The organism is Clostridium sp. C8 (genome assembly GCF_001010885.1).
In the GTDB taxonomy this organism is placed as follows: domain Bacteria; phylum Bacillota; class Clostridia; order Clostridiales; family Clostridiaceae; genus Clostridium; species Clostridium sartagoforme.
In genome coordinates this window covers 21,424-46,936 of sequence record NZ_LBMX01000097.1, presented here as the reverse complement: position 1 = coordinate 46,936, position 25,513 = coordinate 21,424, and the positions used below count along the sequence as shown (strand labels likewise).

Below are 25,513 nucleotides of genomic sequence, written 5' to 3'. Positions count from 1 at the left end.
AACAATTTGGAGGATGAAATGGATATAACAGTGATTTGTCCACTTTATAAAGCAGAAAAATACATGGATAGTTTACATAGTTCATTGATGATGCAAAAAAATGTAAACTTAAAAGAGGTAAAGTATATATTAACTAACACAGATGATAGGATTGATGAAAAAATATCGAAATTTGAAAAAGTAGATTTAAAAGTAATAACTGCAAAGGAATTTTCACACAGTTTAACCAGAGAAAGTGCAGCTTGGGAATGTGAAACAGAAGTAGTAGTTTTTATTACACAAGATATAAAAATAGTTGATGAAGATTGGTTATATAACTTTACTAAACCTATATTTGAAGGAAAGTGTGAGGCAGCATTTTCAAGACAAATATGTGATAATAATTCTATAGAAAGATATACAAGAATTAATAACTACCCAGAAGAATCTAGAGTTGTTTCAAAAAAGGATATAGATAGATTAGGAATAACAACATTCTTCTTTTCAGATGCAGCATCCGCAGTCAATACTAAAATTTATAAGGAACTAAAGGGATACGATAATAAGGATCTTCTTACAAATGAAGACATGTATTTTGCGTATAAATTAATAAAGAATGGATATAGAATAATGTACAATGCAAAAGCAAAAGTTATTCATTCACATGATTATAAATTTAAAGATTTATTTAAAAGATATTTTGATCAGGGAGTATTTCTAAAAGATAATGATTATTTATTAAAATATAATGCTAATGGAAGTGCAGTTAAGCTGTTAATAACGGTAGTTAAAAAGTCTATTAAAGAAAGAAATTTTAAAGCTACTTTGAATGTGATTCCAAATTTTGCTGCAAGATTTTTAGGCAATAAAATGGGACAAAATTATAAAAAACTCTCCTTGTCAACTATTAAAAAGTTATCTGCGGGAAGATTTTATTGGGAAAGAAACTTTAAGAACTATATTTAGTTTGAAAGATTATTTTGAAGGAGTTATGAATATGAAGGGAATTATTCTAGCTGGAGGATCAGGAACTAGATTGTATCCAGTAACAAAGGCAATGTCAAAACAAATGGTACCAATTTATGATAAACCTATGATTTATTATCCGATGTCTGTACTTATGCTGGCAGGTATTAGAGAAATATTAATAATATCAACACCAAGAGACATAGTTAATTTTAAGGAATTATTTAACGATGGATCAGAATTAGGACTTAAAATTGATTATGCAATTCAAGAACAACCAAATGGCTTAGCAGAAGCTTTTATTATAGGAGAAAAATTTATTGGTGATGATAATGTAGCTATGATACTTGGAGATAATATATTTTATGGACAAAGCTTTTCTAATCATTTAAAAGAAGCTGCATCTTTAGAAAAAGGAGCAATGATATTTGGATATTATGTTCAAGATCCAAGATCCTTTGGTGTAGTTGAATTTGATGATAATAATAAAGTTATATCATTAGAAGAAAAACCAGAAAAACCAAAGTCAAAATATGCTGTTCCAGGACTATATTTTTATGATAATTCTGTAGTTAAAAAAGCTAAGGACCTTGCTCCATCAGCACGAGGAGAACTTGAAATAACAGATCTAAATAGAGTTTATATGGAAGAAGGAACATTAAAAGTAAATTTACTTGGAAGAGGAATGGCATGGCTTGATACAGGAACTCACAGTTCTATGCTTCAAGCATCCAATTTTGTTGAAGCTATACAAAACACTCAAGGAACTTATATAGCTTGTTTAGAAGAAATATCATATAGAAAAGGTTGGATAAGTGCTGAAGAAGTAAAAGAGCTTGCAAAACCTTTAATGAAGACGGGATATGGACAATATTTAGTAGATGTAGTTGAAGAATTAGAAGCTAAGAAGAGATAAATTAGGAGATAGATTTATGAGTAATTTTAATTTTATAGAAACAAAAATTAAAGATTTATATATAATAGAGCCTAAGGTTTTTGGAGATAACAGAGGTTATTTTATGGAAAGCTATAATAAAAAAGCTTTCGAAGAAGCAGGCCTTACAATGGAGTTTGTACAAGATAATGAATCAAAATCTAAAAAAGGAGTACTAAGAGGAATGCATTTTCAAACAAAGCATACTCAAGGAAAGCTAGTAAGGGTAACTGAAGGTGAAGTTTATGATGTAGCTGTAGATTTAAGAAAAGGCTCACCTACTTTTGGAATGTGGGAAGGTGTTTTATTAACATCTGAAAATAAAAATCAATTTTATGTTCCAGAAGGCTTTGCACATGGATTTTTAGTTGTTTCTGAAACAGCTACATTTAATTATAAGTGTACTGATTTCTACGCACCAGAATATGATAGTGGACTTCTTTGGAATGATCCAGAGGTAGGAATAGAATGGCCGTTAGAAGGAATTGAAGAAATACTTTTATCAGAAAAAGATAAAAAGCAAAAGACATTAAAAGAACTAGACTTACCATTTGAATATAAGTAAGAATCAAAATCTGTGATTTTGTAATTCGAGCTTACTCCTACGACAAGGGAGTAGGAGTTTTCATTAAACAGGAGTGATACTATGAAGATATTAATAACAGGATCTAAAGGACAACTAGGAAATGAACTTCAAAAGATAATTAAAACTGGTGAAGCTGAAATTGGAAAAGTTAGTAAAAATATCAAAAACTCTGAAGTTTTTGCTTTAGATGTAGAAGAGTTAGATATAACTAAATTAGAAGATGTAAAAAGAGTATTAGATGAGATAAAACCAGATGTAGTTATAAATTGTGCTGCAGCAACTAATGTAGATGGTTGTGAAAATAATCAAGATTTAGCTTTTAAAATAAATGGCATAGGCCCAAGAAATCTAGCTATAGTATGTGAAGAAATAGGAGCAAAATTAGTTCAAGTTTCAACAGATTATGTATTTAGTGGAGTAGGGGATACACCTTTAACTGAATTTGATCTAACAGTACCATATAGTGTTTATGGAAAAACAAAGCTTAAGGGTGAAGAATATGTTAGAGAGTTTTCATCAAAATACTATATAGTTAGAACAGCATGGCTTTATGGATATACTGGGAAAAATTTTGTTTATACAATGATGAATTTAGGAGAACAAAAGGATTCTATAAGTGTAGTAAATGATCAACTTGGAAATCCAACAAATGCTAATGATTTAGCATATCATATATTAAAACTTATAGAAACTGACGAATATGGAGTATATCACTGTACCGGAAAAGGTGAATGTAGCTGGTTTGACTTCGCAACAGAAATAATGAAGCTTTCAGAAAGAAATTGCAAGGTAAATTCATGTACCTCAGAAGAATATAAGAATATGTATCCAAACTCAGCTAAGAGACCTGAGTATTCATCTTTAGATAATATGATGCTTAGATGTACAGTTGGTGATGAAATGAGAGATTGGAAAGAAGCATTGATAAGTTTTTTTCAAAACTTATCTAATCAATAATTGATAATGTATAATTAATGATGAAACTCTAAAGAGTTTCTAGATATAAAATTCTTAGTTTTTAATTAAAATTAACTGTAAGGGGAGAATTATAAATGAAAACTTATTTAGTTACTGGTGGAGCTGGATTTATAGGCTCAAACTTTGTTTTATACATGCTTAAGAAATATGAAGATATAAGAATTATAAATTTAGATAAGTTAACTTATGCAGGGAATCTAGAAAACTTAAAAGGTATAGAAGATGATTCTAGACATATATTCGTTCAAGGAGATATATGTGATGCAGAACTAGTATCGTCATTATTTGAAAAATATGAAATAGATTATGTAGCTCACTTTGCAGCTGAATCTCATGTTGATAGAAGTATAAAAGAACCAGAAGTATTTGCTAAAACTAATGTACTTGGAACAGTAAATTTATTAAACTGTGCAAAAAATGCTTGGGAAACAGAAGATGGATGGAAAGGTGGAGTTAAGTTCTTACATGTTTCAACAGATGAAGTATATGGTTCACTTGGAGAAACAGGATATTTTATGGAAACTACTCCATTAGATCCACATAGCCCATACTCAGCAAGTAAGGCAGGATCTGATATGATGGTAAAGGCATATGGAGATACTTATAAAATGCCAGTTAACATAACAAGATGTTCTAATAACTATGGACCATTCCAATTTCCTGAAAAATTAATACCACTTTTAATAAATAACTGCTTAAATTTAAAGGACTTACCTATTTATGGTGATGGATTAAATATAAGAGATTGGTTATATGTTGAAGATCATGCAAAGGCAATTGACATAGTTATTAATAATGGAAAACTTGGAGAAGTTTATAATGTTGGTGGTCATAACGAAAGAACAAACCTTCAAATAGTTGATACAGTTATTAAGTATATTAATCAAAATGTTGATAGCAGTGTAACTGAAAACTTAAAAACGTTTGTTGAAGATAGAAAAGGTCACGATAGAAGATATGGAATAGACCCAAGCAAGATAAAGGAAGAACTTGGATGGTATCCAGAAACAACATTTGAAGTTGGAATAGTAAAAACAATAGAGTGGTATTTAAATAATAAAGAATGGATGAGTAATGTTACATCTGGTGATTATAAGAAGTACTACGAAAATATGTATAAATAGTAAAGGATTGATTAATGGCTTTAGTTAGTGTAATAATTATAAATTATAATAATAAAAATTACTTGAATAGATGTATAGATTCAATTCTTAATCAAACGTATAAAAATATTGAAATAATTTTTATAGATAATAAATCAAATGATTTATCTTATGACTATGTTATAGAAGAATATTCAGATAAAGAAATTAATTTTATAAGAAATGAAGTAAATAATGGATATGCTGGTGGAGCAAATCAAGGAATAAAAATATCTAAAGGTGAGTATGTAGTTATTCTAAATCCAGATATAATTATGGAATATAATTTTATTGAGGAACTAGTTAATTATATTAAGGATGATAATAAAATAGGAGCAATTTCCGGGAAATTACTTAAATATGATTTTAATAAAGATATTAAAACTAAGTATATAGATAGTGCTGGAATTGAAATGTATAGATCAGGAAAGAGTAAAGATAGAGGACAAAATGAACTGGATACTGGAGCTTATGATAATATAGAAGAAGTTTTTGGAATTTGCGGAGCAGCACCTATGTACAGAAAGTCTGCATTACAAGAAATAAAAATCAATGAAGAATATTTTGATGAAGATTTTTTTTCCTATAAAGAAGATATAGATATTTCATGGAGATTAAATTTATATGATTATAAAAATATTTATTATCCTAGAGCAGTAGCATATCATGGTAGAGGTTTTGGCTCTTCAAAAGGAGGAGCCAAAGAATTTATTAATGCAAGAAAAAGACAATCGGAATTTTTAAGGGGACTATCCTATAGAAATCAAAGAATGATGGAATGGAAAAATATTGATAAATTAGATGTGAATATTTTCTTTAGACTAAGAAGAAGGGTCGTTTTTGCAGTATATGCTTTAATGTTTGAAAGATTTCAGATGAAATATTATTTTCAAAGTAAAAAATTAAAAAAGAAAATGATAATTAAGCATAATATAATAAAAAATAATAGAAAAAGGAGCAATAAAGAAATAAGCTACTTAATTAAATAATTTAAAGGAGATATTATGACTAATTTATATATTATAAGTTTTATAGTAATAATGTTATCATTAATAGTATTCTATTTAAAGAATACTATTAATGATAAACGATTGATAATAATTTTATTATTTATATATGGGCAAATATGGGCTATCAGTTCAGTATTTTATAGTGAATATAATAATAGTTTTAGTATAGAATTAAATAAAGAAATGCATTATAATGGAGCGAGTTTTTGGTATTTGCTATTTATGGTTGCATTTATTATATTTTTTAAAATAGGAATGGTTATTTATGACAAAATAAAGTTAAAAAGTAGGATATTAAATGATGTAACCAAAAAAGATAATACTAATAAAGAAAATATTCAACTTTTATTTATTAAGATAGGATATTTATTATTCTTAATATTAACATTAATATCTCTTGCTGATATAGTAAATTCTGTGATGCAAAGTGGAATTGGAAACAGAAATCACTACAAATATGTAGAAAATATAAAAAGATATCCATTTATTAAATATACAATTATTACAATTCAAAATTATTTGGTTTATCCAATCTTATTTATTACTCCAGGTATATTGAAAAAATTAAATAGATTTTTTAAGACTTTAATTGGAATAAATATAGCACTTATAGTTATATACTTCATTTTAAGAGGCGATAAGTTTGGAGTATATATAAATTCTATAGTTTTTGCTTTAAGTGGTATAATTTTAGTTTGTGATATTAAAAAATTAAATATAAAAAAAATATTAAAACTAGGAATACCATCTGTCATTGTATTATTTTTAGCACTTTATGGGTCTGTGTATTTAAATTATTCAAAGAAGTATAATTATGATTTTAATCAAACTAATCAATTTATTTTGAATAGAACTATGATTTTACAAGGACAAGTATGGTGGGCAACTTATGACATGAATTTAGATGAAAAAATAGATAATAAAATAAATAGAATCAACAATGACTTTTTTAGTAAGGATAATGATGCAAGTGGCTTAAAAAGTATAATGAGATCTATAGCTCCTAAAAATATTGTAGATAGATATGAAAAGGATGGAGTTAGATTCTCAACCGGTAGTCCAGCAATATTTATTTATTATTTTGGAAGAATTTTAGGGTTAACTATTTTTTCATTTGCAGGAATATTACTAGCATTTATGGCTTGTTTTATTGTTGATAGTATAAATAAAGGTATGTTTGCTTCAGCCTTATTTTTATCTGCCTATTTTATAAATGGAGTGTTGTCTGAATTATATTTGCAAGGTAGCTTTTATGGATTATATAGTAAAATGGCTATTTTAATGATAGTAGGATATATAGCTCAAGCTTTCTTAACAAAATATTTTGCTAATAGATGTAATAGACATTAATTTTATGTATGTAGAGGAAGTGGAAAAATGTATAGTATGGGTGCTATATATAGAGAGTTCTTAGGGCTTAAGTTACCTAAGATTTTACCTAACTCTTTTCACTATGAACATGGGTGGTATAGTTCAGAAAATGCTATTATCACAGATATAGATATATATCAAAGTTTAATGTTTGTAATGAGTGAGAGACGTAAAAAGATTTATGAAGAAGAATTAAGGAAACTTAACATAGAAAGAGAAGTTATAGTTACAGGTTCACCATTTTTTATGTATAGAAAAATTAAAAAAATAGAGAAATCTAAGTATGCAAATGGAAGTGTGGTTTTTCCGTGTCATTCGACTAAAGAGATAGAAGTAGATTATAATATTGAAAATTTTTGTGAATCGCTAGATAGATTACCTAATGAATTTAAGCCTTGTGTAATTTGTTTACATTGGTGTGATTATAATAATAAAAATGTATTAGAAAAGTATAAATCGCTAGGATATAAAGTGGTTACAGCTGGCTTTCCTAATAGAAGTAATAATTTTAAATTTGTTAAAAATTATTATGATATATTAAGCAATGCCAAATATACCCTATCCAATGAAATTGGTACATATACTTTTTATTCTGTTGAAATGGGAATCCCGTTTTCTCTTATTAACAAAGGAGAGGTAACTCATCATAATAAGGGAGATTTGAATCTAAGTAATTGGAATATATTTGATAAGTTTAAAGCTAGTGAAATATCACTGATAATGGAAGAGGCAGAAAGAATTTTCTATGGTATAAATTATGAAGTATCTAGTGAACAGAGGCAATTTGTAGAGTTGGAGATGGGTAGTAATGAGCAAAATATGCTTAATAAATATCAATTAAGAAAAATAGTATTAAAGAGCTATAAAGATATTAATTATTATAAATTAATTAAGAAAATAATACTTAAGATTAAAAATAAAATTAAATATATATCTAATAAATTAAGGAGATAAAGCTATGCTTAATAATAAAGTTATATTAATTACTGGTGGAACAGGATCATTTGGAAAGAAGTTTACAGAGAGAATATTAAGTGAATATGATCCAAAGAAGATAATAATATATTCAAGAGATGAATTTAAACAAGATTTAATGAAGAAAGAATTTACGGTTAACTTCCCAGAGAAAGCAAATAAGCTTAGATTTTTTATTGGAGATATAAGGGATAAAGATAGACTTTATAGAGCTTTTGATGGAGTTGATTATGTTATACATGCTGCAGCGATGAAACAAGTGCCAGCATGTGAGTACAATCCATTTGAAGCAATAAAGACCAATATTAATGGAGCTCAATACATAGTTGATGCTTGTATAGATAAGGGTGTTAAGAAATGTGTGGCTTTATCAACAGATAAAGCGGTAAATCCTATAAACTTATATGGTGGAACTAAGTTAGTATCAGATAAGTTATTTATATCTGCTAATGCTTATTCAGGTGATAAGGGTACAGTTTTTTCAGTAGTTAGATATGGTAATGTTGCAGGAAGTAGAGGATCAGTTATTCCTTTCTTTGAATCAATAATAGAATCTGGAAGGAAAGAATTACCTATAACAGATTTTAATATGACTAGATTCTGGATAACATTAGATGAAGGTGTTGATTTAGTATTTAAGGCATTAGAAGAATCAAAGGGTGGAGAAACTTATATCTCTAAGATACCATCATTTAAAATTACAGATTTAGCAAAAGCTATGTTGGATGATGTTGAGATGAAGGAAGTTGGAATTAGAGAAGGAGAAAAGTTACATGAAGTAATGGTAACAAAAGATGACTCAAGAACAACTTACGAATATGAAAAACATTATATAGTATATCCACATTTTGACTGGTGGCATTTTGATAGCCATTTTACACCAGGTGGAGAATTAATTGAGTTTGGATTTGAATATGATTCAGGAGCAAATACAGAATGGTTAACAGTTGAAGAGTTAAGAGAAGAAATGCAAAATTTAGGTTTATATGACTACAATAAATATAATAAATAATTTTTTGGAGTGATTAGATATGAGTAAACTAGCTATTGATGGTGGTACTCCTGTAAGAGAAAAATATTTAGCTTATGGAAGACAAAGTATAGATGATAAAGATATAGAAGCTGTAGTTGAACTTTTAAAGGGAGATTTCTTAACTACAGGTCCAACAGTAAGTGAATTTGAAAATAAGGTTGCAGAATTTGTAGGTGCAAGATATGGAGTCGCAGTTTCAAATGGAACTGCAGCCTTACATATGGCTTGTCATGCAGCAGGGATTGGCCCTGGAGATGAGGTTTTAGTTCCAGCTATAACCTTTGCAGCATCTTCAAATTGTGTTCTTTACTGTGGAGGAACACCTGTATTTGTGGATATAGATCCTAAAACTTACAATATAGATGTGAATAAAATTGAAGAAAAAATAACAGAAAATACCAAAGCTATAATACCAGTGGATTTTTCAGGTCAAGCTGTTGATATGGATAAAATACTAGAAATTGCACACAAGCATAATTTAATTGTTATTGAAGATAGTGCTCACGCTTTAGGAAGTGAATATAAAAATAGAAAAGTAGGGACTAAAGCTCATATGACTGAGTTTAGTTTTCATCCTGTTAAACCTGTAACTACTGCAGAAGGTGGAATAATAGTAACTGACGATGAAAAGTTATATGAAAAGATGATGTTATTTAGAAGTCATGGTATTACAAGAAATAAAGAGTTAATGGATGAAGATCATGGACCTTGGTATTATGAACAAGTCGATTTAGGGTATAATTATAGATTAACTGACTTGCAATGTGCATTAGGTATAAGTCAAATGGATAAGCTAGATTCATTTATAGCTAGAAGAAGAGAAATAGTTTCTAAGTATAATGAAGCATTTAGTGAGTTGGAAGAAATTAATACACCTTTTGAAGAAGAATTTTCTAATTCAGGTTGGCATATTTATGTTATTACATTAAACCTAGATAAGTTAGCTGTAGGAAGAAAAGAAGTATTTGAAGCTTTACAAAAAGAAAATATAGGAGTAAATGTTCATTATTTACCCGTATATTTACATCCTTATTATAAAGGCTTAGGTTATGAAAAAGGTTTATGCCCAGTAGCTGAAGATATATATAATAGAATGATTACTCTTCCTTTGTTCCCAGCAATGACAGAAAATGATGTTCAAGATGTAATTACAGCTGTAAAAAAAGTAATAAATGCTTATAGAAGGTAGGAAAGCTATGAAAGTTGTATGTATTATTCAAGCAAGAGTAGGTTCTAGTAGATTGCCTGGTAAAGTATTAAAAGAGATATGTGGTAAAACTGTTTTAGAGCATGATATTGATAGATTAAAAAGAGTTAAAAATATTGACGAAATAGTGATTGCTACAACTACTGAAGAAAAGGATATTGAAATAGTAAATGAAGCTAAAAGACTAGGAGTAAATTATTTTAGAGGATCTGAAAATGATGTTTTATCTAGATATTATTTAGCTGCTAAGGAAAATGAAGCAGACGTTGTAGTTAGGGTTACAAGTGATTGTCCGTGCATAGATTTTAATGTCACAGAAGAAATAATAAGTTTCTATTTGAATAATAAGGATAAATACGACTATGTAAGTAATACATTAGATAGAACTTATCCAAGAGGATTAGATACAGAAGTATTTAGTTTTAAAGTTCTAGAAGAAGCGTATTTAAATGCAAAGGAAGACTTTGAAAGAGAGCATGTAACTCCATATATATGGGACGGTAACAGATATAGTACTAAGCAATATAAAGATTCTAAAGATACTTCAGACTTAAGATTAACATTAGATACTAAAGAAGATTTAGAATTATTAACTAAGGTATATAATGAGCTTTATAAAAAAAATAATAATTTCTCATTAGAAGATATATTAAAGTTATTTGCTAATAAACCCTATTTAAAGGAAATTAATAGTGAGATTGAGCAAAAGAAAATAAAATAAAATTAGGAGGAGTGTTATGTATTTAAGAAGATGCTTAATGGAGGATTGCGATACATTATATAAGTGGGCAAATGATCCAACTGTAAGAATAAATGCATTTAATACTTCTCCTATTCCTTATGAGGGACATGTGGAGTGGTTTAAAAAAAGCATTGAAAATAAAGATAGACAAATATTCATTTTAATTAAAGACAATATTTCAGTTGGACAAATAAGGATTGATATTGAAGAAAATATTGCAATAATTTCATATATAATAGACGAAAAAGAAAGAGGAAAAGGCATAGGAAGTACTATGCTAAATTTATTATATGAGAAAATAAAGGCTGATGGTTTTAATATTAAAATATTAAAAGGTCTTGTAAAGAAAGAAAATATAGCTTCTAGAAAAGCTTTTATAAATAATGGATATATTGAAATAGAAGATAAAGAATATATTGTATATATTAAGAAAATCGAATAAGGAGTTAAAAATGAAGATAAAAATTGGAGATTTTGAAATATCAAATGAATCAAAAACATTTATTATTGCAGAGATATCCGCTAATCACGGACATAGTATAGATATTGTAAAAGAAAGTATAAAAAAAGTTAAAGAAATCGGAGCAGATGCAGTAAAAATTCAAACATATACTCCAGATACTATAACTATAGACTGTAATAATGAATACTTTAAAATAGATAAAGGTACATTATGGGATGGAAGAAATTTGTATGATTTATATAAAGAAGCTTATATGCCTTGGGAATGGCATGAAGAGATATTTAGATATGCAAAGGAAATAGGAATAATTTGTTTTTCTACTCCATTTGACTTTACAGCCGTAGATTTATTAGAAAAATATGATGTTCCTGCATATAAAATAGCTTCTTTTGAAATAACAGATATACCATTAATTGAGTACGCAGCTTCAAAAGGAAAGCCGATGATAATTTCTACAGGAATTGCAACTATACAAGAAATTCAAGAAGCTGTTGATGCTTGTAAAAGAGTTGGAAATAATGAAGTTATATTATTAAAATGTACAAGTGCCTACCCAGCACCTCTAGAAGAAATGAACTTAAAAACTATAGGAAATATTAAAGACACTTTTGGAGTTATTTCAGGGTTATCAGATCATTCTATGGGATATGTAGTACCGGTTGGAGCAGTAGCTTTAGGTGCAAAAGTAATAGAGAAGCACTTTATATTAGATAAAAGAATAGGTGGACCTGATGCAGCTTTTTCTTTAGATAGTGAAGAATTTAGGGGAATGATTTCTGCAGTTAGAGATATAGAAAAAGCACTAGGAAAGGTATCATATACATTATCAAAAAAGACTTTGAAAAATAGAGAGTTTTCAAGATCATTATTTATAGTTAAAGATGTTAAAGCAGGAGAAAAGTTAACTAGTGAAAACGTAAGATCTATTAGACCTTCAAATGGATTAGCACCTAAGTATTATAATGGTGTTTTAGGAAAAGAATTTAAAGAAGATTATAAATTAGGTACTCCTTTAAGTTTAGATAAGATTAAATAATTTGGAGGAGAAAATGTATAAAGTAGTAATTAGAGCTGATGGAGGAAAAGAGCTAGGTCTAGGTCATATAATGAGAACTTTGGTATTAGCTAAAGAACTTAGAAAATACTTAGAAGTACATTATATATGTAAAGATGATGAAATTCTATATGGTGATGGAATAAAGAAAGTTAAAGATGAAGGTTTTAATGTTATAAAAATAAATGAAAACAATTTGATTAGTGATATTAAAAAAGTTCAAACTGAAATAGAAGCTGATTTATTAATAACTGATAGCTATGATGTTGATAAGAATTATTTTGATGAAATGAAAAAAATATTTAAAGTATCAGGATATATAGATGATATTAATGTCTGTAAGCTAAATGTAGATTTTATTATAAATCAGAATATAAATGCAACATCAATTAAATATAATACCAATAAAGAAACTAAATTATTCTTAGGAACAGAGTATTGTTTATTAAGAGATGAGTTTAGGGGAGAATCGCATAAGTTAATCAAAGATAAAGTAGAAAATATACTTATCACCGTTGGGGGGACTGATAAGGATTATATTACTTTGAAGATTTTAGATTTAGTATTAAACTACGATTCTATTATTCATGTAGTAATAGGTAGTGCATTTGAAGAAAAATTAATAAATGAAATATATAAAAAATATGGTTATAACCCAAAAGTTAAATTATATAAAAATGCTAAAATGGCGGAGTTAATGAAACTATGTGATATTGCAATTTCGTCATGTGGCTCTACACTGTATGAATTGTCAGCTATGAAGGTTCCTGCTATAGGAATAACAGTTGCTGATAATCAGATAGAAATAGGTAGAGAGTTTTCTAAAAGAGAGTTAATAATAGGAACTAATAATCTAATCTATCAGGATATAAACCGATTTAATGAAGTTATCAATGCGCTGATAGTTAATAAGAAAAAAAGACAACTTTTATCACAGAATCAAAAAAAATTAGTAAATGTAAATGGAGCCAAAATATTAGTTGAAAATATCCTAGTGAATAGTAGAAGTAAGGATGATGTAAATGGAGTTTATTAAAAAATTAAGAACAAGTAAGTTTGGACAAATATTTCGATATTCAATTATTAAATATATTGCTTTAGGTTTTGGATTTTTAAAAGGAATAATAAATGCAAAATTCTTAGGACCAGACTTATTAGGTGTATTAGGAAACTTAACTCTTATTTTAGGATATTGTACCTATGCTAACTTAGGGATAGTACATTCTATGAATAGAGAGTATGTACTGGCTAATGAGAATTCTGGTGATGAAAGCAAAGATGTATTAAGTACCTCCTTTACATTTTTAGTTATATTATCTCTACTATTTTTATGCTTAAGTCTAGGTTCTATATTTGCATATAAAAATATTTTTGGTATATATTTGGCATTGATATTTCTTATTGCAATATTTGAGCAGTTTAAAAATTATTTTGTAAACTATTTTAGGCTTTTAGATAATTATAATATGATAAATTTAATAGAAGTAATATATAGTATAGTAGCATTTATATTAACATTATTACTAATAAATAATTACAAAATCTATGGTGTGTTATTTGCTATGTTAATATGTGGTATAGTAATATTGATTGTTTGTATATTAAAAGCAAATTTCATTAAGCTAAAAATAGATAAAAGAATTTTAAAGAATTTAATTTCTATTGGGATTCCATTATTGATATATAACTTAGGTTTTTATATATTAACAACAATAGATAGATGGATAATACTAAGGTATTATACAGATTCAGATTTAGGCTATTATACATTTGCAAATAGTATGGTAAATGCAACACTAGTTTTTATATCATCAATACTTTTTTTATTATATCCTAAATTAATTAAGGCTTTTAATGAAGGAAGAAATAAAAATATAGAGGAAAAAGTTAAAGTTTATACCAAATTATTAGAAGTTTCTAGTGCTATTTTTTTCTCTATAGGTGTTATAATATTTAAACCATTTGTTTCAATTGTTGTGAATAAATATTTAGATAGTATAGGTATATATATGATACTTCTAATAGCAATAATAATAAATAACCTCTCATATTTTGCTAATTCATATATAGTATCAAATAAAAATCAAAAATATTTAGTATATCTCCAGGTTATTTCTGGAATAATTAATTTAAGCTTCAATTTATTATTTGTTAAAATTGGAATGGGTGTAATAGGTGTTGCATTAGGTACATTAATAGCAAATGCTATATATTCTTATATTCAATATTCTTTATTTTTTAAATTAAATTCAAGTAAATTTAATTTTGTAAGTACATTCAAAGTTTATTGTAGAATTTTCATATACAGTATAGTTATATCAATTATGATATTATTACAAGTAAGGTATAGTATATATATCTTAGTAGTGTTAGGATTAACCATAGCATTATATCTTAATGAGCTGAAAAAAATTGATGAATATATTAAAATTTTAAAGGAATAATAGTATTAAGATTAATAGAATCCATTAAAATAGTATTAAAAGATACTATGATAATAAATAATAAAAGAGATAGGGAGTCCCTATCTCTTTTATTATTTATTATCATTAAAAATATAATCTCTCATTTGCTTTTTAATGGTCTCTTTATCAAAAGTTAAATAATAAACACCATCTATCATTGCACCTTCACCATAACCGTCTCTAGGAAATCTATCTTGTTCTAAGTTATTTCCTATTCCAAGAACTTTTGTTCCAAGTGAAAGTATATCAGCAGCATTTAAGTTAGTTTGAACATAAGGTAGTACTTCGTTTAATAATGAGTTATATGATGATACTGAGGTACTTGTTAGTTTATTAAATAAAGCGTCAAGAACCGTTCTATGTCTTTGTGTTCTTTCATAGTCACCACCACTAGTATATCTTATTCTAGAATATGCAAGAGCTTGGGTACCATCTACATGCTGAACTCCAGAATAACCTATATGGGATGAATTTGTACCATCTTTTGCATTTATATCATCAATATAGCCATTAATATATTCAAGCTCTTCATCGGTTATTTGAAGATCAATTCCACCTAAAATATTAATTATTTTTGGTAAAGAAGAGAAATTAACTGATATAAAGTCTTCTATGTTTAACCCAAAGTTTTCATTTAATGTTTTAATTGATAATTCAGGTCCTCCGAAGGCATAAGCATGATTTATTTTATCTTGCCCATGTCCATCTATTGACACATAAGAATCTCTCATAATAGATGTGACTTTAAGTTTATTGTGTATAGGATCTAATGTAGCTACCATAATTGAATCTGAACGACCAGTTTCACCATCTGTTGCATCAATACCAAAAAGAGCTATATTTTTTATTTTATTTACATTATCATATTCTTTAAACTCATCTTCTACAATTCCTAAGTTATCTTTATTTAGTTTGACATTATCCATTTTGTTTAGTAGACCTATTACATAGCCTCCACCAACTACAGCTATTGCAAGTATTACGCATAAAAAGCCTATGAAGATCTTAAATCCTAAAGATTTTTTCTTCTTCTTTTTTCTTTTTCTAGATTTATTATTTTCAAGCTGTGACATTTTTACACTTCCTTTCAAGAAAATATTTTATCATAAACATAAGATATATTGCAATTTAGTAACATAAATGTAATAAATATTTATATATTAAAGCCCAGGTTCATGAAGATAAGATATATTTAATGGATCAGATGTAAGACTATCAAACAAAGAAGATACAGACTTATATCCTATTCCTTCTCTTACCATATCAGCTTTATCAAGCTTATACTCAAAGCAAGCTTTTAAAATATTATTTCTTTCATTTTTATTATCAGAAATACTTTCAATTAACATTTTATTATTTATAATAGTCATAAGCTCTTTTCTTCCAAAGAATCTACAATCTTTTATTTGGTTAGATTTATACAAATCATATAATATGTTACCTGTTTTTAGGTGCTGTTCATGCAAATCATATTTATAACTATGAGTAACATGAGTAACATTATTAAATTTATTTTCAAAATTCATAATAGTATTTTTTATTATATTATCATTTATCTTCTTTTCTGGTTGATTTAAGAAGATTAAATTTTTTTCTAGTACTCCTAATTGTGATGTAGCAGCTCTAAATTCGGTGTTTCTTAGTGCAGTCTTTTTTTCTAGACTAAGATTTTTATACCTATAATCATTAAACACACCACTTTCATCACCATCACTTATAAGAACAACATATACATTTTCAGCCCCCACAGCCTTAATTGCATCTACTATAGCACTACCTGCAAATAGTGTTTCATCATCTTGGTGTTGAGAATAAAATACAATTGTATCATTAAATAGATAACTTTTAGCTCTATTAATAGCAAGTTGGTTTATATCACCAAAAACAGTAGCGCTTTTTGCTCCTCCAATTACAGATTTATCTGAATTAATATCCAATAATACAACAGGATCCTTTAGAGCTGAAGCAGTTAATGCATCTATAAGCTCTTCTGATTTACTTAAATTTATATGAGTCTTATTTGGAAAGAATCTATTTATAACATTATTATTTGTTTCAAATCTATTTTGCCCATTTAATCTTTCAGCAAAGCTATCAAAAAATGAATTTAATACACCAAGACCTCCTATTGCATATGATTTAACAGTTCTAGTATAATTAGTACTTTTTCCATCTGTTAGAATTATAGGATTCCCATTTTTAGCTGCAACAGGAGCAATACTCATAGCATCAGCTTCTCCTATTAAGCCATTTACATAATAAAGTTCATTTATTCCTGTTCTTTTATCAATTTCATCTGCTACTAAATAAGAAGTAGAAAATCTATCTTTCCCTCCTAATCTTATGATAGTTTTTCCTTGATTTTTAAGTTGGGATTCTATCTCAGTAGATATAACTCCGTAACCGCCAACTAAATATATAGTAGAAGTATTTTTAATTCTGTTTAATGTAGATAAAGGGATACTATTAGGTTCTGTTAATAGTATAGGTGCATTTAAACATCCACTTAATCCACTGGCTGATAGTCCATCAACTAATGACAATCCATTCACTAATATAGCTGTAGAATAATCTAATTTTTCTGAAATTAATGCTGCGGTTTCATACCTATCTTTTCCTGTAATATAATCTATTGGGAATGCTTGTACAACAAAAGTTGATACAGAGAAAAAAGATAGTAAAAATATTGAGGTTTTTAAAAATTTCCTTTTCATTTTAAAACTCCATTCATATAAATAATATAAATTATATCATATTATAGGATATTATAGTAAAATTTACATAAACCATAGAATTATTTCCTGATTTTATTATTTATGTTTATTGAAGTAAAAATATTTATACGATATAATAATATTATGTAAAATTTAATATAAATAAAAAATAGAAAGAAAGGATGGAGGTTTTGAAGAGAAGTTTAAAATTCATAGGTTATTTAATATCACTTACTCTTATTCTACAATTTATTTTGCCTATATCTTATACTAGTGCAAGAGCTGATGGTGGCAATTCAAATCAAGTAGAACAAGAATTAAAGCGAATTGTACAAAAGTATGGAGAAAAAAATGTAGTTTTCGAAGATGGATTATATATATACATTGGAGAGGAACTTAAACTTTCTGATTCAGAGGAATATAGTGGTATAGAATGGAATTCAGAAAATGAAGAAATAGTTAAAATTGTAAATAGTAAATTAACTGGAGTAAAAGAAGGTACTACTTTTGTAGTTGGTAGAAAAGATGAAAAATATTATATAAAAGAAGTTTACGTTTCTATTGAAAAGGTAGGTGCTAGATCTTTAAGTATGTCATCATTAGGATCAAATTCACAATATGTAGTTTATATTGATCCTGGGCATGGGGGATATGATCCTGGTGCTCAAGGTAATGGTGTAATTGAAAAAGACATAGTCTTGAATCTTGGACTTAGACTTAAAGATAAGTTAGAGGCAAATGGTATAAAAGTAATTATGAGCAGAACTTCAGACGTATATGTATCACTAGAGGATAGAAGTAAAGGCGCTAATAATGCAAGCCCAACTATTTTTATTTCAATACATATTAATTCAGCAGGAGCTGTAAGTGCTTCAGGAATAGAAACTTTTTATAAAAAAGATACAGACAAGCTTTTGGCGGAAAAGTTGCAAAGTAAGTTAATTAGTTATACTGGTGCTGTGAATAGAGGAGCTAAATGGGAAGATTTCCATGTGGTTAGAGAAACTAATATGCCGGCAAGTCTAGTAGAATGTGGTTTTTTAACTAATATAAATGAAGCTAATAATTTGAAAAATTGGGCTTATCAAGAAAAACTTATTAATGCTATGTTAGATGGAGCGTTAAATTATTTATATGAAAGTGATCCTTTAGGAGCTGATAGAATATATGGAAATAATAGATATGAAACGTCTTATGAATTATTTAAATCTGGTTGGAGTAGCTCTGAGTATGCTATTTTAGCTCCAGGATTAGATTATCCAGATGCTTTATGTGCAACGCCTTTAGCTGTTAAATATAATGCACCTATAGTATTAGTTGAAAATACTTCATTAAAGAATCAACAAAATCTTTTGAATTTATTGAAAACTAAAGGAGTAAAAAATGTTTTCTTGATAGGTGGAGTTGGAGTAATTCCTTCATCATTTGAAAGTGAACTTTCATTACAAGGAATAAGTAGTAAAAGGCTTGGCGGAAATAACAGATATGAAACTTCAGTTTTAATTGCCAAAGAATTAGGCAGTACTTCTGGAGAAATTTCAATGGTAAGTGGATTAGATTTTGCAGATGGTTTATCTATAGCATCTATAGCAGCTAAAAGAAGTACACCAATACTTTTAACAGAGAAAGATAATTTACCTAAAGAGATATTTAATTATATAAACTCTTTGAATATAAACAAAAGCTATGTTATAGGTTCTACCGGAGCTGTTTCAGATAATGTATCAAGTAGATTAAAAAATGCAGAAAGACTTGGTGGAAAAAATAGATACGAAACTAATAAATTAATATATAATAAATTTAAGAAAGAATTAAATCTTAGTAACTTATATATCAGTTCAGGATTAGATTTTCCAGATGCACTATCTGTTTCAGCCTTAGCAGGAAAAAATAGTGGATTTGTAGTATTATCAAATACAAATAGCGCTGAAGAAGAAGTAAGGAATATAATTGGGTTAAGTAGACCTAATATTAAAAATTTATATGTGCTAGGAAGTAAAGTTGTTATAAGTGATAGTGTATTATATAACCTAGGAATTAACATTATTAGATAAAATAAAAGCTATATCAATGATATAGCTTTTATTTTATAGAATTTTTAAGTGTTAGTAATATATTACTTAATGAGTAGTAAGGGGTTAAGTCTCCACCAAATTTTCTAAAGTATCTTTCGATAGATGGAATCATTGATCCCTCAAAATCAAATACTTCAAGATTTAGGGTGTTCTTAACATATAGCATTGCTTCCCATAATAAATAAGACATTGCAAAATTATTATCCCTTGAAATTCCACCCATAATATAATAAGCTCTTTTAGTATCATATGCTAGCACACATCCGCCCATAGGAGTGTCATTCTCATCAAAAACTATACCAATAACGCAATTATTATTTTTATTCAAATTTACTAATAAATTTTTAGTTAGGTTATTATCAAAATTGTTTACATTTTGGCTACTAAAACTTTTATCATTTAATTCAAAGTACATATCTAGGTACTCATTAAAACCCCATTTTATTTTTACATTACTTTTATTACCCTTATTTACAGAAGTTTTTTCTTGTAAATTGCTCCATAATTTATTTTCATCAGATAAATTAACTCTATAAGTATATCTTACAGAAGTAATATATTTATTCCAAATAAATGGTTGCATATCTATATGTTCTGGAGAAAAACTATAATATAATAAGGTTGTTTCTTTTAATTTCTTTATAAAAATTTCATTTATTTCTTTTATATTGCCAATTTTTTTGCTTATAGTTAGCTTATGTATTGATGGTGATATCATAACTCCACCAAATGGCGTCATATGAGGCATTACAATAAAGCTTCTTTTAAACTTTATTGACTTAGGAATATAAAATGCAGCAATCCAATTATTATTTTTATCTGTAATATAATAAAATTCATATAATTGTGCGGACTTATAATTTTTTCCTATATTATTTAAGAGCCAATAACTTTTATGATAAAATGTACCTTCAGGGGATTCATCAACAAAGCTATTCCATCTTTCAAATAATTCTGTATTATTATTTCCTATTTTATTTATTTGCCAGTTCATTTACTACCTCCTGATAACTAATGAATTCAATATTTTTATTATAACAGTATTCAACAATCCACATATACCATTCCTTCCAGTCTTTCCATCCATTAGAGAAATATTCTTGGTGAAAATTAACGTTAAATATTATGTCCTTGTCAAAGTTATCATCAATAATTTTTTTTGTGAATTTAATTGTATAATCTAAATTATATCTTTGTAATCCTTTGTCTTGAAATAAGTAGCTATCCATAATGTGAAATGGAATTTCTATCAAGCCATTTTCAGTTATATATGGTTGTTTAAGATCAGGAGAGTATTCAGTTGTATCAAAAATATATCCTATTTTATACATGTTAAAAAATGTGCTACTATCCTTTCTAAGATAGTGCATTCTTATGCCAATATTAGATATATTATGAATTTTAACGAATTTGTCATATTCAAGCTTCATTTTATCAAAATCCCTATGTTCTATTCCATGAATGCCTACATTGAGATTATTTTTCACTATATATTCTATATGTGGTTTTGCAGCCTCAGCAGGATAAGCTAAAGTATTATCATTAGAAGTAGCAAAAAAATATGTTGCTTTTGTATTATATTTTTTATCAAACTGTACTAAGCTTTCTATATTAGTAAGATTGTTACTAAGTATTAATTTTATTCTATTAAAGAAGGTATAAAAATTAATTCTAAATAAAATAAGTTCAATAAATGCACGTATTATCATTTTTATAATAATTAAATCATTTTTATGTTCTGTGGCAGTAAGATTATCAACATCATGTGATAAAATTATCTTCATAAAAAACTCTCCTTTGTTATATAAATTTCTTTTAGTCAATAATGATATTATACACATAGAATTACATAATATAAATAACTATTTGAGTATAAAATACATTTTTAATAATTCTTTCATTTATTTTTATTATAAATATGGTAATATAGAATAAAGCATTTTATGGTAACAGGAGGTAAAATAGTGGATAATATTAATGTATTACATTTATGTTCGTACTATTATGGTTCAAAATTATATGAAAATTTATTTAAGGACCTAGGTGAAAAAAATATAAAACAAACTGTATATATACCAATTAAATATAATACAAATATTGGTGAAATTAAGGATTTTAATAATTGTAGTTTTTTAATTAAGGAAACAAGTAATAATTTTGATAGATTATTTTTTTATAGAAAGGCAAAAAAAAATTATGATAATTTGATATCAGAAGCAAAGATTAATGCTTTTAATATAATTCATGCTCATACTTTATTTACAAATGGATATATTGGATATAAGTTATATAAAAAATATAAAATTCCATATATAGTTGCTGTAAGAAATACAGATGTAAATGTATTTTTTAAGTATTTTATACATTTAAGAAAATTAGGGGTAGAAATTTTATTAAATGCAAAGAAGATAATTTTTATTTCACCATCATATATGGATTATACAATAAGTAGATATGTACCTGATAAATATAAAAATGAAATTCAAAAAAAATCAGTTGTTATACCTAATGGCATAAATGAGTATTGGGTAAAAAATAGATCAGAAACAAGTAAAAGGTTAATTGGAAACACAATAAAATTATGTTATGTAGGAGAAATAACAAAAAATAAAAATGTTCATAAAGTAATAGAAGATATTGAAGTTATGAAGAAAAATGGAAAGAAAATAAGCTATGATATAGTTGGTGATGGAGATTATTTAAATACCATAAAAGAGTTAGTTGAAAAACATAATTTACAAGATTGTGTTAATATTTTTGGGAAAATAAATGATAAAGATAAATTAAAAGAGATATTTAACAAAAACGATATTTTTGTAATGACCTCAAGTTTCGAAACATTTGGATTATCATATATAGAAGCTTTAAGTCAAGGAATACCTGTTATATATACTAAGGGACAAGGAATTTATGGATATTATAAAGAAGGACATATAGGATATGCTGTAGAAAATGGCGATTCTATAATCAAAGCTATAGATAGAATAGAAAGCAGATATGAAGATATATCTAAAAATGCTATTAAAGTGGTAGATGATTTTAAGTGGAATTTAATTGGAGACAAATACAAAGAAATATATGATAATATTTTAGATTAAAAGGGAGGGAGAGTGATGCATGTTTTATTTATACCATCAGCGTATCCAACTAAAGAAAATCCATTAAGTAGTATTTTTTATAAGGAACAAGCTTTGGCAATAAAGGATGCTGATAATAAGGTTGGAGTAATTTTTGCAGAAACAAGAAGAGTTTCAAAGATAAATTATAATATGTTAAAGAATAATCATTTTCAAATAAAGAGATATAGTGAAAATGGGCTAATAACTTATAGATTACATGGATGGAATATATTTACCATGAGGGGACCTTTAGGAATTAACTTTTGGGTTAAGCAATCTTTAAAATTATTTGAACAATACATAACAACAGAAGGAATACCTGATATTATTCATGTTCATTCTGCATTGTATGGAGGGTTAGTAGGGAAGGAAATAAAAAGAATATACAATATTCCTTATGTTATCACAGAACACTCATCAGCTGTTTTGCAAAAAATTCTTAGAGAGCATGATATCCCTATTCTAGAAAGTGTTTATAATAATTCAAATCATATAATAAGTGTTGGTAAAGCATTAAAAAAAGCAATAGGAGAATATACTGAAAAATCTATTGATGTAATACCTAATATAGTTGATATAAATAGATTTTCCATAAATAAAAAAGAAAATGATAATTTTACATTTATATCGATATGTCATTTGAAAGAAAATAAAAATGTAGACTTAACAATTAAGGCATTTTATGAAGTTGTAAAAAAATATAAGAATGGAAGATTGCTTATTGTTGGAGATGGTCCAGAAAGACAAAACTTAACGAATTTGGTAAGTAGCTTAGGAATACAAAATAATATTGAATTTGTAGGAGCTGTATCAAGAGAAAACTTAAATAAATATATAAATAGAGCAGATGCCTTTGTTTTACCAAGTAAATATGAGACCTTTGGAATTGCATATATTGAAGCATTGGCTTGTGGTATTCCAATAATAACTAGTAAATGTGGAGGACCAGAAGACTTTTTTTGTGATGATATCGGATATATGATATCTCTTGATAAAGATAATGATCTTAAAGATGCAATGTTAAGTATAATAGAAAATATAGATAAATTTGATTCATATAAGTTAAGATTACATGTAGAAAGTAGATTTTCAAAAGAAGTAGTAGCAGATAAAATAATAAAAGCCTACAGACAAGTTTTAAGTATGAACGGAGATAACAATGAATAATTTATTTAAAAAGTTTATAGAGTTTGCTTTAGGAAATGCAATTGTATTTGTCTTAGGTATTATTTCAGTACCTTTAGTTTCTAGAATGATTGATCCAACTCAAAATGGTAAAGCATCCATGTTTGTAACTTATACTAGCCTTATAGTATTAGTTTTGACAATGGGAATAGATCAAGCATACATAAGATACTATAATGATGAAGAAAAAGATAGTAGAGGAAGGCTTTTAAGGTTAAGTATAAAAGTTCCATTATTAACTAATTTAATACTAGGAATTGCTTTATTAGTTTTCTACAAACAAATTTCAAATATTATGATTGGAGAAACATCATTCTTAGTTATATTACTAATGTTAATACATAGTACAGCTAGCATATTAGGTAATTTTGCTATGGTTCATGTTAGAATGAAGCAAAAAGGAAAGGCATATTCAATGCTAGGGGTAAGTAATAAAATTGCTTATTTAGCTTTAATGGTTGTATTATTTTATATTTTTAAGAATAACTATATAACTGTTATATTAGCCACTGTATTGTCTAATATAGTAATGGTTGTATTAGCAATTTTATATGAAAAGGATGATTGGTTTAATTTTAAGAGGAGTGAAACAAAAGTTACTACAAAAGAATTATTTGTTTATGGAATACCATTTATATTCTCAATGGCTATAACTTGGATTTTTCAGTCCATAGACAGGATATCTATACAAAGATTTAGTAATGATTACGCTCAAGTTGGACTTTATACAGGAGCAATGTATATAATATCTATTTTAAATACAGTTCAAGGAGCATTTACTACCTTCTGGACACCTGTAGCTTACGAGAAATACTCGAAAAATCCAGAAGATAAACAATTTTTTATTAATATAAATGAAATTGTATCTGCTGCTATGTTACTAATTTCAGTATTTTTAATTGCTACAAAAGATATTTTAATGCTTATACTAGGTGAAAAATATGAAGGGGCTCAATTTATATTTCCATTTTTAGTTTTAATGCCAATAATGTATACTATTTCTGAAACAACAGTTTTAGGAATTAATTTTAAGAAAAAGACTAAATATCATATTTATATAGCTGCTTTTTCAGCAATTTTTAATATTATAGGAAATTTAATTTTAGTACCTATTTATGGAGCTAAGGGGGCTGCAATATCTACAGGTTTAGCCTATATCATATTCTTTATTTCTAGAACATATTATGCAAATAAATTATATAAAATAGATTTCAAGTTTTCTAAATTTTTTATATGTATTTTAGCAATATATGCTTTAGCAACATATTCTAGTATTTATAAATTTAATAACATTATATTATTATTAACAGTTTTAAACATAATAATAATAGTTGTGTGTTATAGAGGTGTTTTTAGAGAAGTATTAAATTTAATAAAAATAAAATCCCAAAAATAATATGTGGTTTATAATAGAAATAGTGATATAGACAAGATATTGTTACTAGTAGTATAATTATGAAGTATTTAAAATAGGACATAATGTGTGCTAAACAAAAAGTACTAGGAGGATGTTTT

Annotated in this window: 23 protein-coding genes; 19 read left to right on the top strand and 4 right to left on the bottom strand. The window is 26.8% G+C overall.

Annotated features, from left to right (window positions below):
* The first annotated feature begins 18 nt into the window (after positions 1–18).
* The 15 genes from AAT22_RS15745 to AAT22_RS15675 all read left to right on the top strand — a co-directional run bounded on the left by AAT22_RS15745 (position 19) and on the right by AAT22_RS15675 (position 14,884).
* Positions 19–945, top strand: coding sequence for a hypothetical protein (locus tag AAT22_RS15745; protein WP_047001929.1), 927 nt, complete (start codon positions 19–21; stop codon positions 943–945).
* 31 nt (positions 946–976) lie between these two features.
* Positions 977–1,861 carry a glucose-1-phosphate thymidylyltransferase RfbA gene (gene rfbA, locus AAT22_RS15740; RefSeq protein ID WP_047001928.1) on the top strand — a complete coding sequence of 295 codons (885 nt, stop codon included), beginning with the start codon at positions 977–979 and terminating at the stop codon, positions 1,859–1,861.
* Between the two features lie 16 nt (positions 1,862–1,877).
* The gene (gene rfbC / locus AAT22_RS15735; RefSeq protein WP_047001927.1) at positions 1,878–2,444 is read left to right on the top strand and encodes a dTDP-4-dehydrorhamnose 3,5-epimerase; all 567 of its coding nucleotides are present in this window, start codon (positions 1,878–1,880) and stop codon (positions 2,442–2,444) included.
* Between the two features lie 81 nt (positions 2,445–2,525).
* Positions 2,526–3,422 (top strand): dTDP-4-dehydrorhamnose reductase, encoded by an 897-nt coding sequence (gene rfbD / locus AAT22_RS15730; protein WP_047001926.1) that lies wholly within the window; start codon positions 2,526–2,528, stop codon positions 3,420–3,422.
* Positions 3,423–3,517: 95 nt separating this feature from the next.
* Positions 3,518–4,567, top strand: coding sequence for a dTDP-glucose 4,6-dehydratase (gene rfbB, locus AAT22_RS15725; RefSeq protein ID WP_047001925.1), 1,050 nt, complete (start codon positions 3,518–3,520; stop codon positions 4,565–4,567).
* A 14-nt stretch (positions 4,568–4,581) separates the two neighbouring features.
* The gene (locus AAT22_RS15720) at positions 4,582–5,574 is read left to right on the top strand and encodes a glycosyltransferase family 2 protein (RefSeq protein ID WP_052953982.1); all 993 of its coding nucleotides are present in this window, start codon (positions 4,582–4,584) and stop codon (positions 5,572–5,574) included.
* A 15-nt stretch (positions 5,575–5,589) separates the two neighbouring features.
* Positions 5,590–6,945, top strand: coding sequence for a DUF6418 domain-containing protein (locus tag AAT22_RS15715; RefSeq protein WP_047001924.1), 1,356 nt, complete (start codon positions 5,590–5,592; stop codon positions 6,943–6,945).
* A gap of 27 nt (positions 6,946–6,972) precedes the next feature.
* Positions 6,973–7,920, top strand: a complete 948-nt coding sequence (locus tag AAT22_RS15710; protein ID WP_047001923.1) for a hypothetical protein — start codon at positions 6,973–6,975, stop codon at positions 7,918–7,920.
* Positions 7,921–7,924: 4 nt separating this feature from the next.
* Positions 7,925–8,953 carry a UDP-N-acetylglucosamine 4,6-dehydratase (inverting) gene (gene pseB, locus AAT22_RS15705; protein ID WP_047001922.1) on the top strand — a complete coding sequence of 343 codons (1,029 nt, stop codon included), beginning with the start codon at positions 7,925–7,927 and terminating at the stop codon, positions 8,951–8,953.
* 19 nt (positions 8,954–8,972) lie between these two features.
* Positions 8,973–10,163, top strand: a complete 1,191-nt coding sequence (gene pseC / locus AAT22_RS15700; protein ID WP_047001921.1) for a UDP-4-amino-4,6-dideoxy-N-acetyl-beta-L-altrosamine transaminase — start codon at positions 8,973–8,975, stop codon at positions 10,161–10,163.
* 7 nt (positions 10,164–10,170) lie between these two features.
* A complete protein-coding gene (locus AAT22_RS15695) occupies positions 10,171–10,902 on the top strand; it encodes a glycosyltransferase family protein (RefSeq protein ID WP_047001920.1) in 732 nt (243 codons plus the stop codon).
* A gap of 16 nt (positions 10,903–10,918) precedes the next feature.
* Positions 10,919–11,365: a GNAT family N-acetyltransferase gene (locus AAT22_RS15690; protein ID WP_047001919.1), complete on the top strand. Its 447-nt coding sequence runs from the start codon at positions 10,919–10,921 to the stop codon at positions 11,363–11,365.
* Positions 11,366–11,375: 10 nt separating this feature from the next.
* The gene (gene pseI, locus AAT22_RS15685; protein ID WP_047001918.1) at positions 11,376–12,422 is read left to right on the top strand and encodes a pseudaminic acid synthase; all 1,047 of its coding nucleotides are present in this window, start codon (positions 11,376–11,378) and stop codon (positions 12,420–12,422) included.
* Between the two features lie 13 nt (positions 12,423–12,435).
* Positions 12,436–13,476: a UDP-2,4-diacetamido-2,4,6-trideoxy-beta-L-altropyranose hydrolase gene (gene pseG, locus AAT22_RS15680; RefSeq protein WP_047001917.1), complete on the top strand. Its 1,041-nt coding sequence runs from the start codon at positions 12,436–12,438 to the stop codon at positions 13,474–13,476.
* On the top strand, positions 13,463–14,884 hold the full coding sequence (locus tag AAT22_RS15675) for an oligosaccharide flippase family protein (RefSeq protein ID WP_047001916.1): 1,422 nt from the start codon (positions 13,463–13,465) through the stop codon (positions 14,882–14,884). The genes pseG and AAT22_RS15675 overlap by 14 nt, the downstream gene beginning before the upstream one ends.
* A gap of 92 nt (positions 14,885–14,976) precedes the next feature.
* Here the strand turns inward: AAT22_RS15675 and AAT22_RS15670 are convergent, their stop codons facing one another.
* Together AAT22_RS15670 and AAT22_RS15665 are read right to left on the bottom strand one after the other, a co-directional pair.
* A complete protein-coding gene (locus tag AAT22_RS15670) occupies positions 14,977–15,978 on the bottom strand; it encodes an LCP family protein (RefSeq protein ID WP_047001915.1) in 1,002 nt (333 codons plus the stop codon).
* 87 nt (positions 15,979–16,065) lie between these two features.
* Positions 16,066–17,619, bottom strand: coding sequence for a cell wall-binding repeat-containing protein (locus tag AAT22_RS15665; RefSeq protein ID WP_047001914.1), 1,554 nt, complete (start codon positions 17,617–17,619; stop codon positions 16,066–16,068).
* A 182-nt stretch (positions 17,620–17,801) separates the two neighbouring features.
* On the opposite strand from AAT22_RS15665, the gene AAT22_RS18640 reads away from it, so the two are divergent.
* Complete coding sequence (locus AAT22_RS18640) at positions 17,802–19,673, top strand: cell wall-binding repeat-containing protein (protein WP_052953981.1); 1,872 nt, start codon at positions 17,802–17,804, stop codon at positions 19,671–19,673.
* A 28-nt stretch (positions 19,674–19,701) separates the two neighbouring features.
* Here the strand turns inward: AAT22_RS18640 and AAT22_RS15655 are convergent, their stop codons facing one another.
* Both AAT22_RS15655 and AAT22_RS15650 read right to left on the bottom strand, forming a co-directional pair.
* Complete coding sequence (locus tag AAT22_RS15655; protein ID WP_047001913.1) at positions 19,702–20,688, bottom strand: hypothetical protein; 987 nt, start codon at positions 20,686–20,688, stop codon at positions 19,702–19,704.
* Positions 20,669–21,478 carry a hypothetical protein gene (locus AAT22_RS15650; RefSeq protein WP_047001912.1) on the bottom strand — a complete coding sequence of 270 codons (810 nt, stop codon included), beginning with the start codon at positions 21,476–21,478 and terminating at the stop codon, positions 20,669–20,671. Before AAT22_RS15650 ends, AAT22_RS15655 begins: the two co-directional genes overlap by 20 nt.
* Positions 21,479–21,658: 180 nt before the next feature.
* Between AAT22_RS15650 and AAT22_RS15645 the strand changes: the two genes are divergently transcribed.
* The 3 genes from AAT22_RS15645 to AAT22_RS15635 are packed head-to-tail and all read left to right on the top strand — an operon-like array spanning position 21,659 to position 25,394.
* A complete protein-coding gene (locus AAT22_RS15645) occupies positions 21,659–22,792 on the top strand; it encodes a glycosyltransferase family 4 protein (protein ID WP_047001911.1) in 1,134 nt (377 codons plus the stop codon).
* A 15-nt stretch (positions 22,793–22,807) separates the two neighbouring features.
* A complete protein-coding gene (locus AAT22_RS15640; protein ID WP_047001910.1) occupies positions 22,808–23,980 on the top strand; it encodes a glycosyltransferase in 1,173 nt (390 codons plus the stop codon).
* Positions 23,973–25,394, top strand: coding sequence for an oligosaccharide flippase family protein (locus AAT22_RS15635; protein ID WP_047001909.1), 1,422 nt, complete (start codon positions 23,973–23,975; stop codon positions 25,392–25,394). The genes AAT22_RS15640 and AAT22_RS15635 overlap by 8 nt, the downstream gene beginning before the upstream one ends.
* Positions 25,395–25,513 lie beyond the last annotated feature (119 nt).

Bases quoted from the DNA above. Each gene is read 5' to 3' on its own strand.
- AAT22_RS15635 (WP_047001909.1), top strand. From the start codon at position 23,973: ATGAATAATTTATTTAAAAAGTTTATAGAGTTTGCTTTAGGAAATGCA.
- AAT22_RS15695 (WP_047001920.1), top strand. From the start codon at position 10,171: ATGAAAGTTGTATGTATTATTCAAGCAAGAGTAGGTTCTAGTAGATTG.
- AAT22_RS15675 (WP_047001916.1), top strand. From the start codon at position 13,463: ATGGAGTTTATTAAAAAATTAAGAACAAGTAAGTTTGGACAAATATTT.
- AAT22_RS15650 (WP_047001912.1), bottom strand. From the start codon at position 21,478: ATGAAGATAATTTTATCACATGATGTTGATAATCTTACTGCCACAGAA.
- rfbB (WP_047001925.1), top strand. From the start codon at position 3,518: ATGAAAACTTATTTAGTTACTGGTGGAGCTGGATTTATAGGCTCAAAC.
- AAT22_RS15670 (WP_047001915.1), bottom strand. From the start codon at position 15,978: ATGTCACAGCTTGAAAATAATAAATCTAGAAAAAGAAAAAAGAAGAAG.
- rfbA (WP_047001928.1), top strand. From the start codon at position 977: ATGAAGGGAATTATTCTAGCTGGAGGATCAGGAACTAGATTGTATCCA.
- AAT22_RS15715 (WP_047001924.1), top strand. From the start codon at position 5,590: ATGACTAATTTATATATTATAAGTTTTATAGTAATAATGTTATCATTA.
- AAT22_RS15710 (WP_047001923.1), top strand. From the start codon at position 6,973: ATGTATAGTATGGGTGCTATATATAGAGAGTTCTTAGGGCTTAAGTTA.
- AAT22_RS15720 (WP_052953982.1), top strand. From the start codon at position 4,582: ATGGCTTTAGTTAGTGTAATAATTATAAATTATAATAATAAAAATTAC.
- AAT22_RS15640 (WP_047001910.1), top strand. From the start codon at position 22,808: ATGCATGTTTTATTTATACCATCAGCGTATCCAACTAAAGAAAATCCA.
- pseB (WP_047001922.1), top strand. From the start codon at position 7,925: ATGCTTAATAATAAAGTTATATTAATTACTGGTGGAACAGGATCATTT.
- rfbC (WP_047001927.1), top strand. From the start codon at position 1,878: ATGAGTAATTTTAATTTTATAGAAACAAAAATTAAAGATTTATATATA.
- AAT22_RS15665 (WP_047001914.1), bottom strand. From the start codon at position 17,619: ATGAAAAGGAAATTTTTAAAAACCTCAATATTTTTACTATCTTTTTTC.
- AAT22_RS18640 (WP_052953981.1), top strand. From the start codon at position 17,802: ATGGAGGTTTTGAAGAGAAGTTTAAAATTCATAGGTTATTTAATATCA.
- AAT22_RS15655 (WP_047001913.1), bottom strand. From the start codon at position 20,688: ATGAACTGGCAAATAAATAAAATAGGAAATAATAATACAGAATTATTT.
- pseI (WP_047001918.1), top strand. From the start codon at position 11,376: ATGAAGATAAAAATTGGAGATTTTGAAATATCAAATGAATCAAAAACA.
- pseC (WP_047001921.1), top strand. From the start codon at position 8,973: ATGAGTAAACTAGCTATTGATGGTGGTACTCCTGTAAGAGAAAAATAT.
- pseG (WP_047001917.1), top strand. From the start codon at position 12,436: ATGTATAAAGTAGTAATTAGAGCTGATGGAGGAAAAGAGCTAGGTCTA.
- AAT22_RS15745 (WP_047001929.1), top strand. From the start codon at position 19: ATGGATATAACAGTGATTTGTCCACTTTATAAAGCAGAAAAATACATG.
- AAT22_RS15690 (WP_047001919.1), top strand. From the start codon at position 10,919: ATGTATTTAAGAAGATGCTTAATGGAGGATTGCGATACATTATATAAG.
- rfbD (WP_047001926.1), top strand. From the start codon at position 2,526: ATGAAGATATTAATAACAGGATCTAAAGGACAACTAGGAAATGAACTT.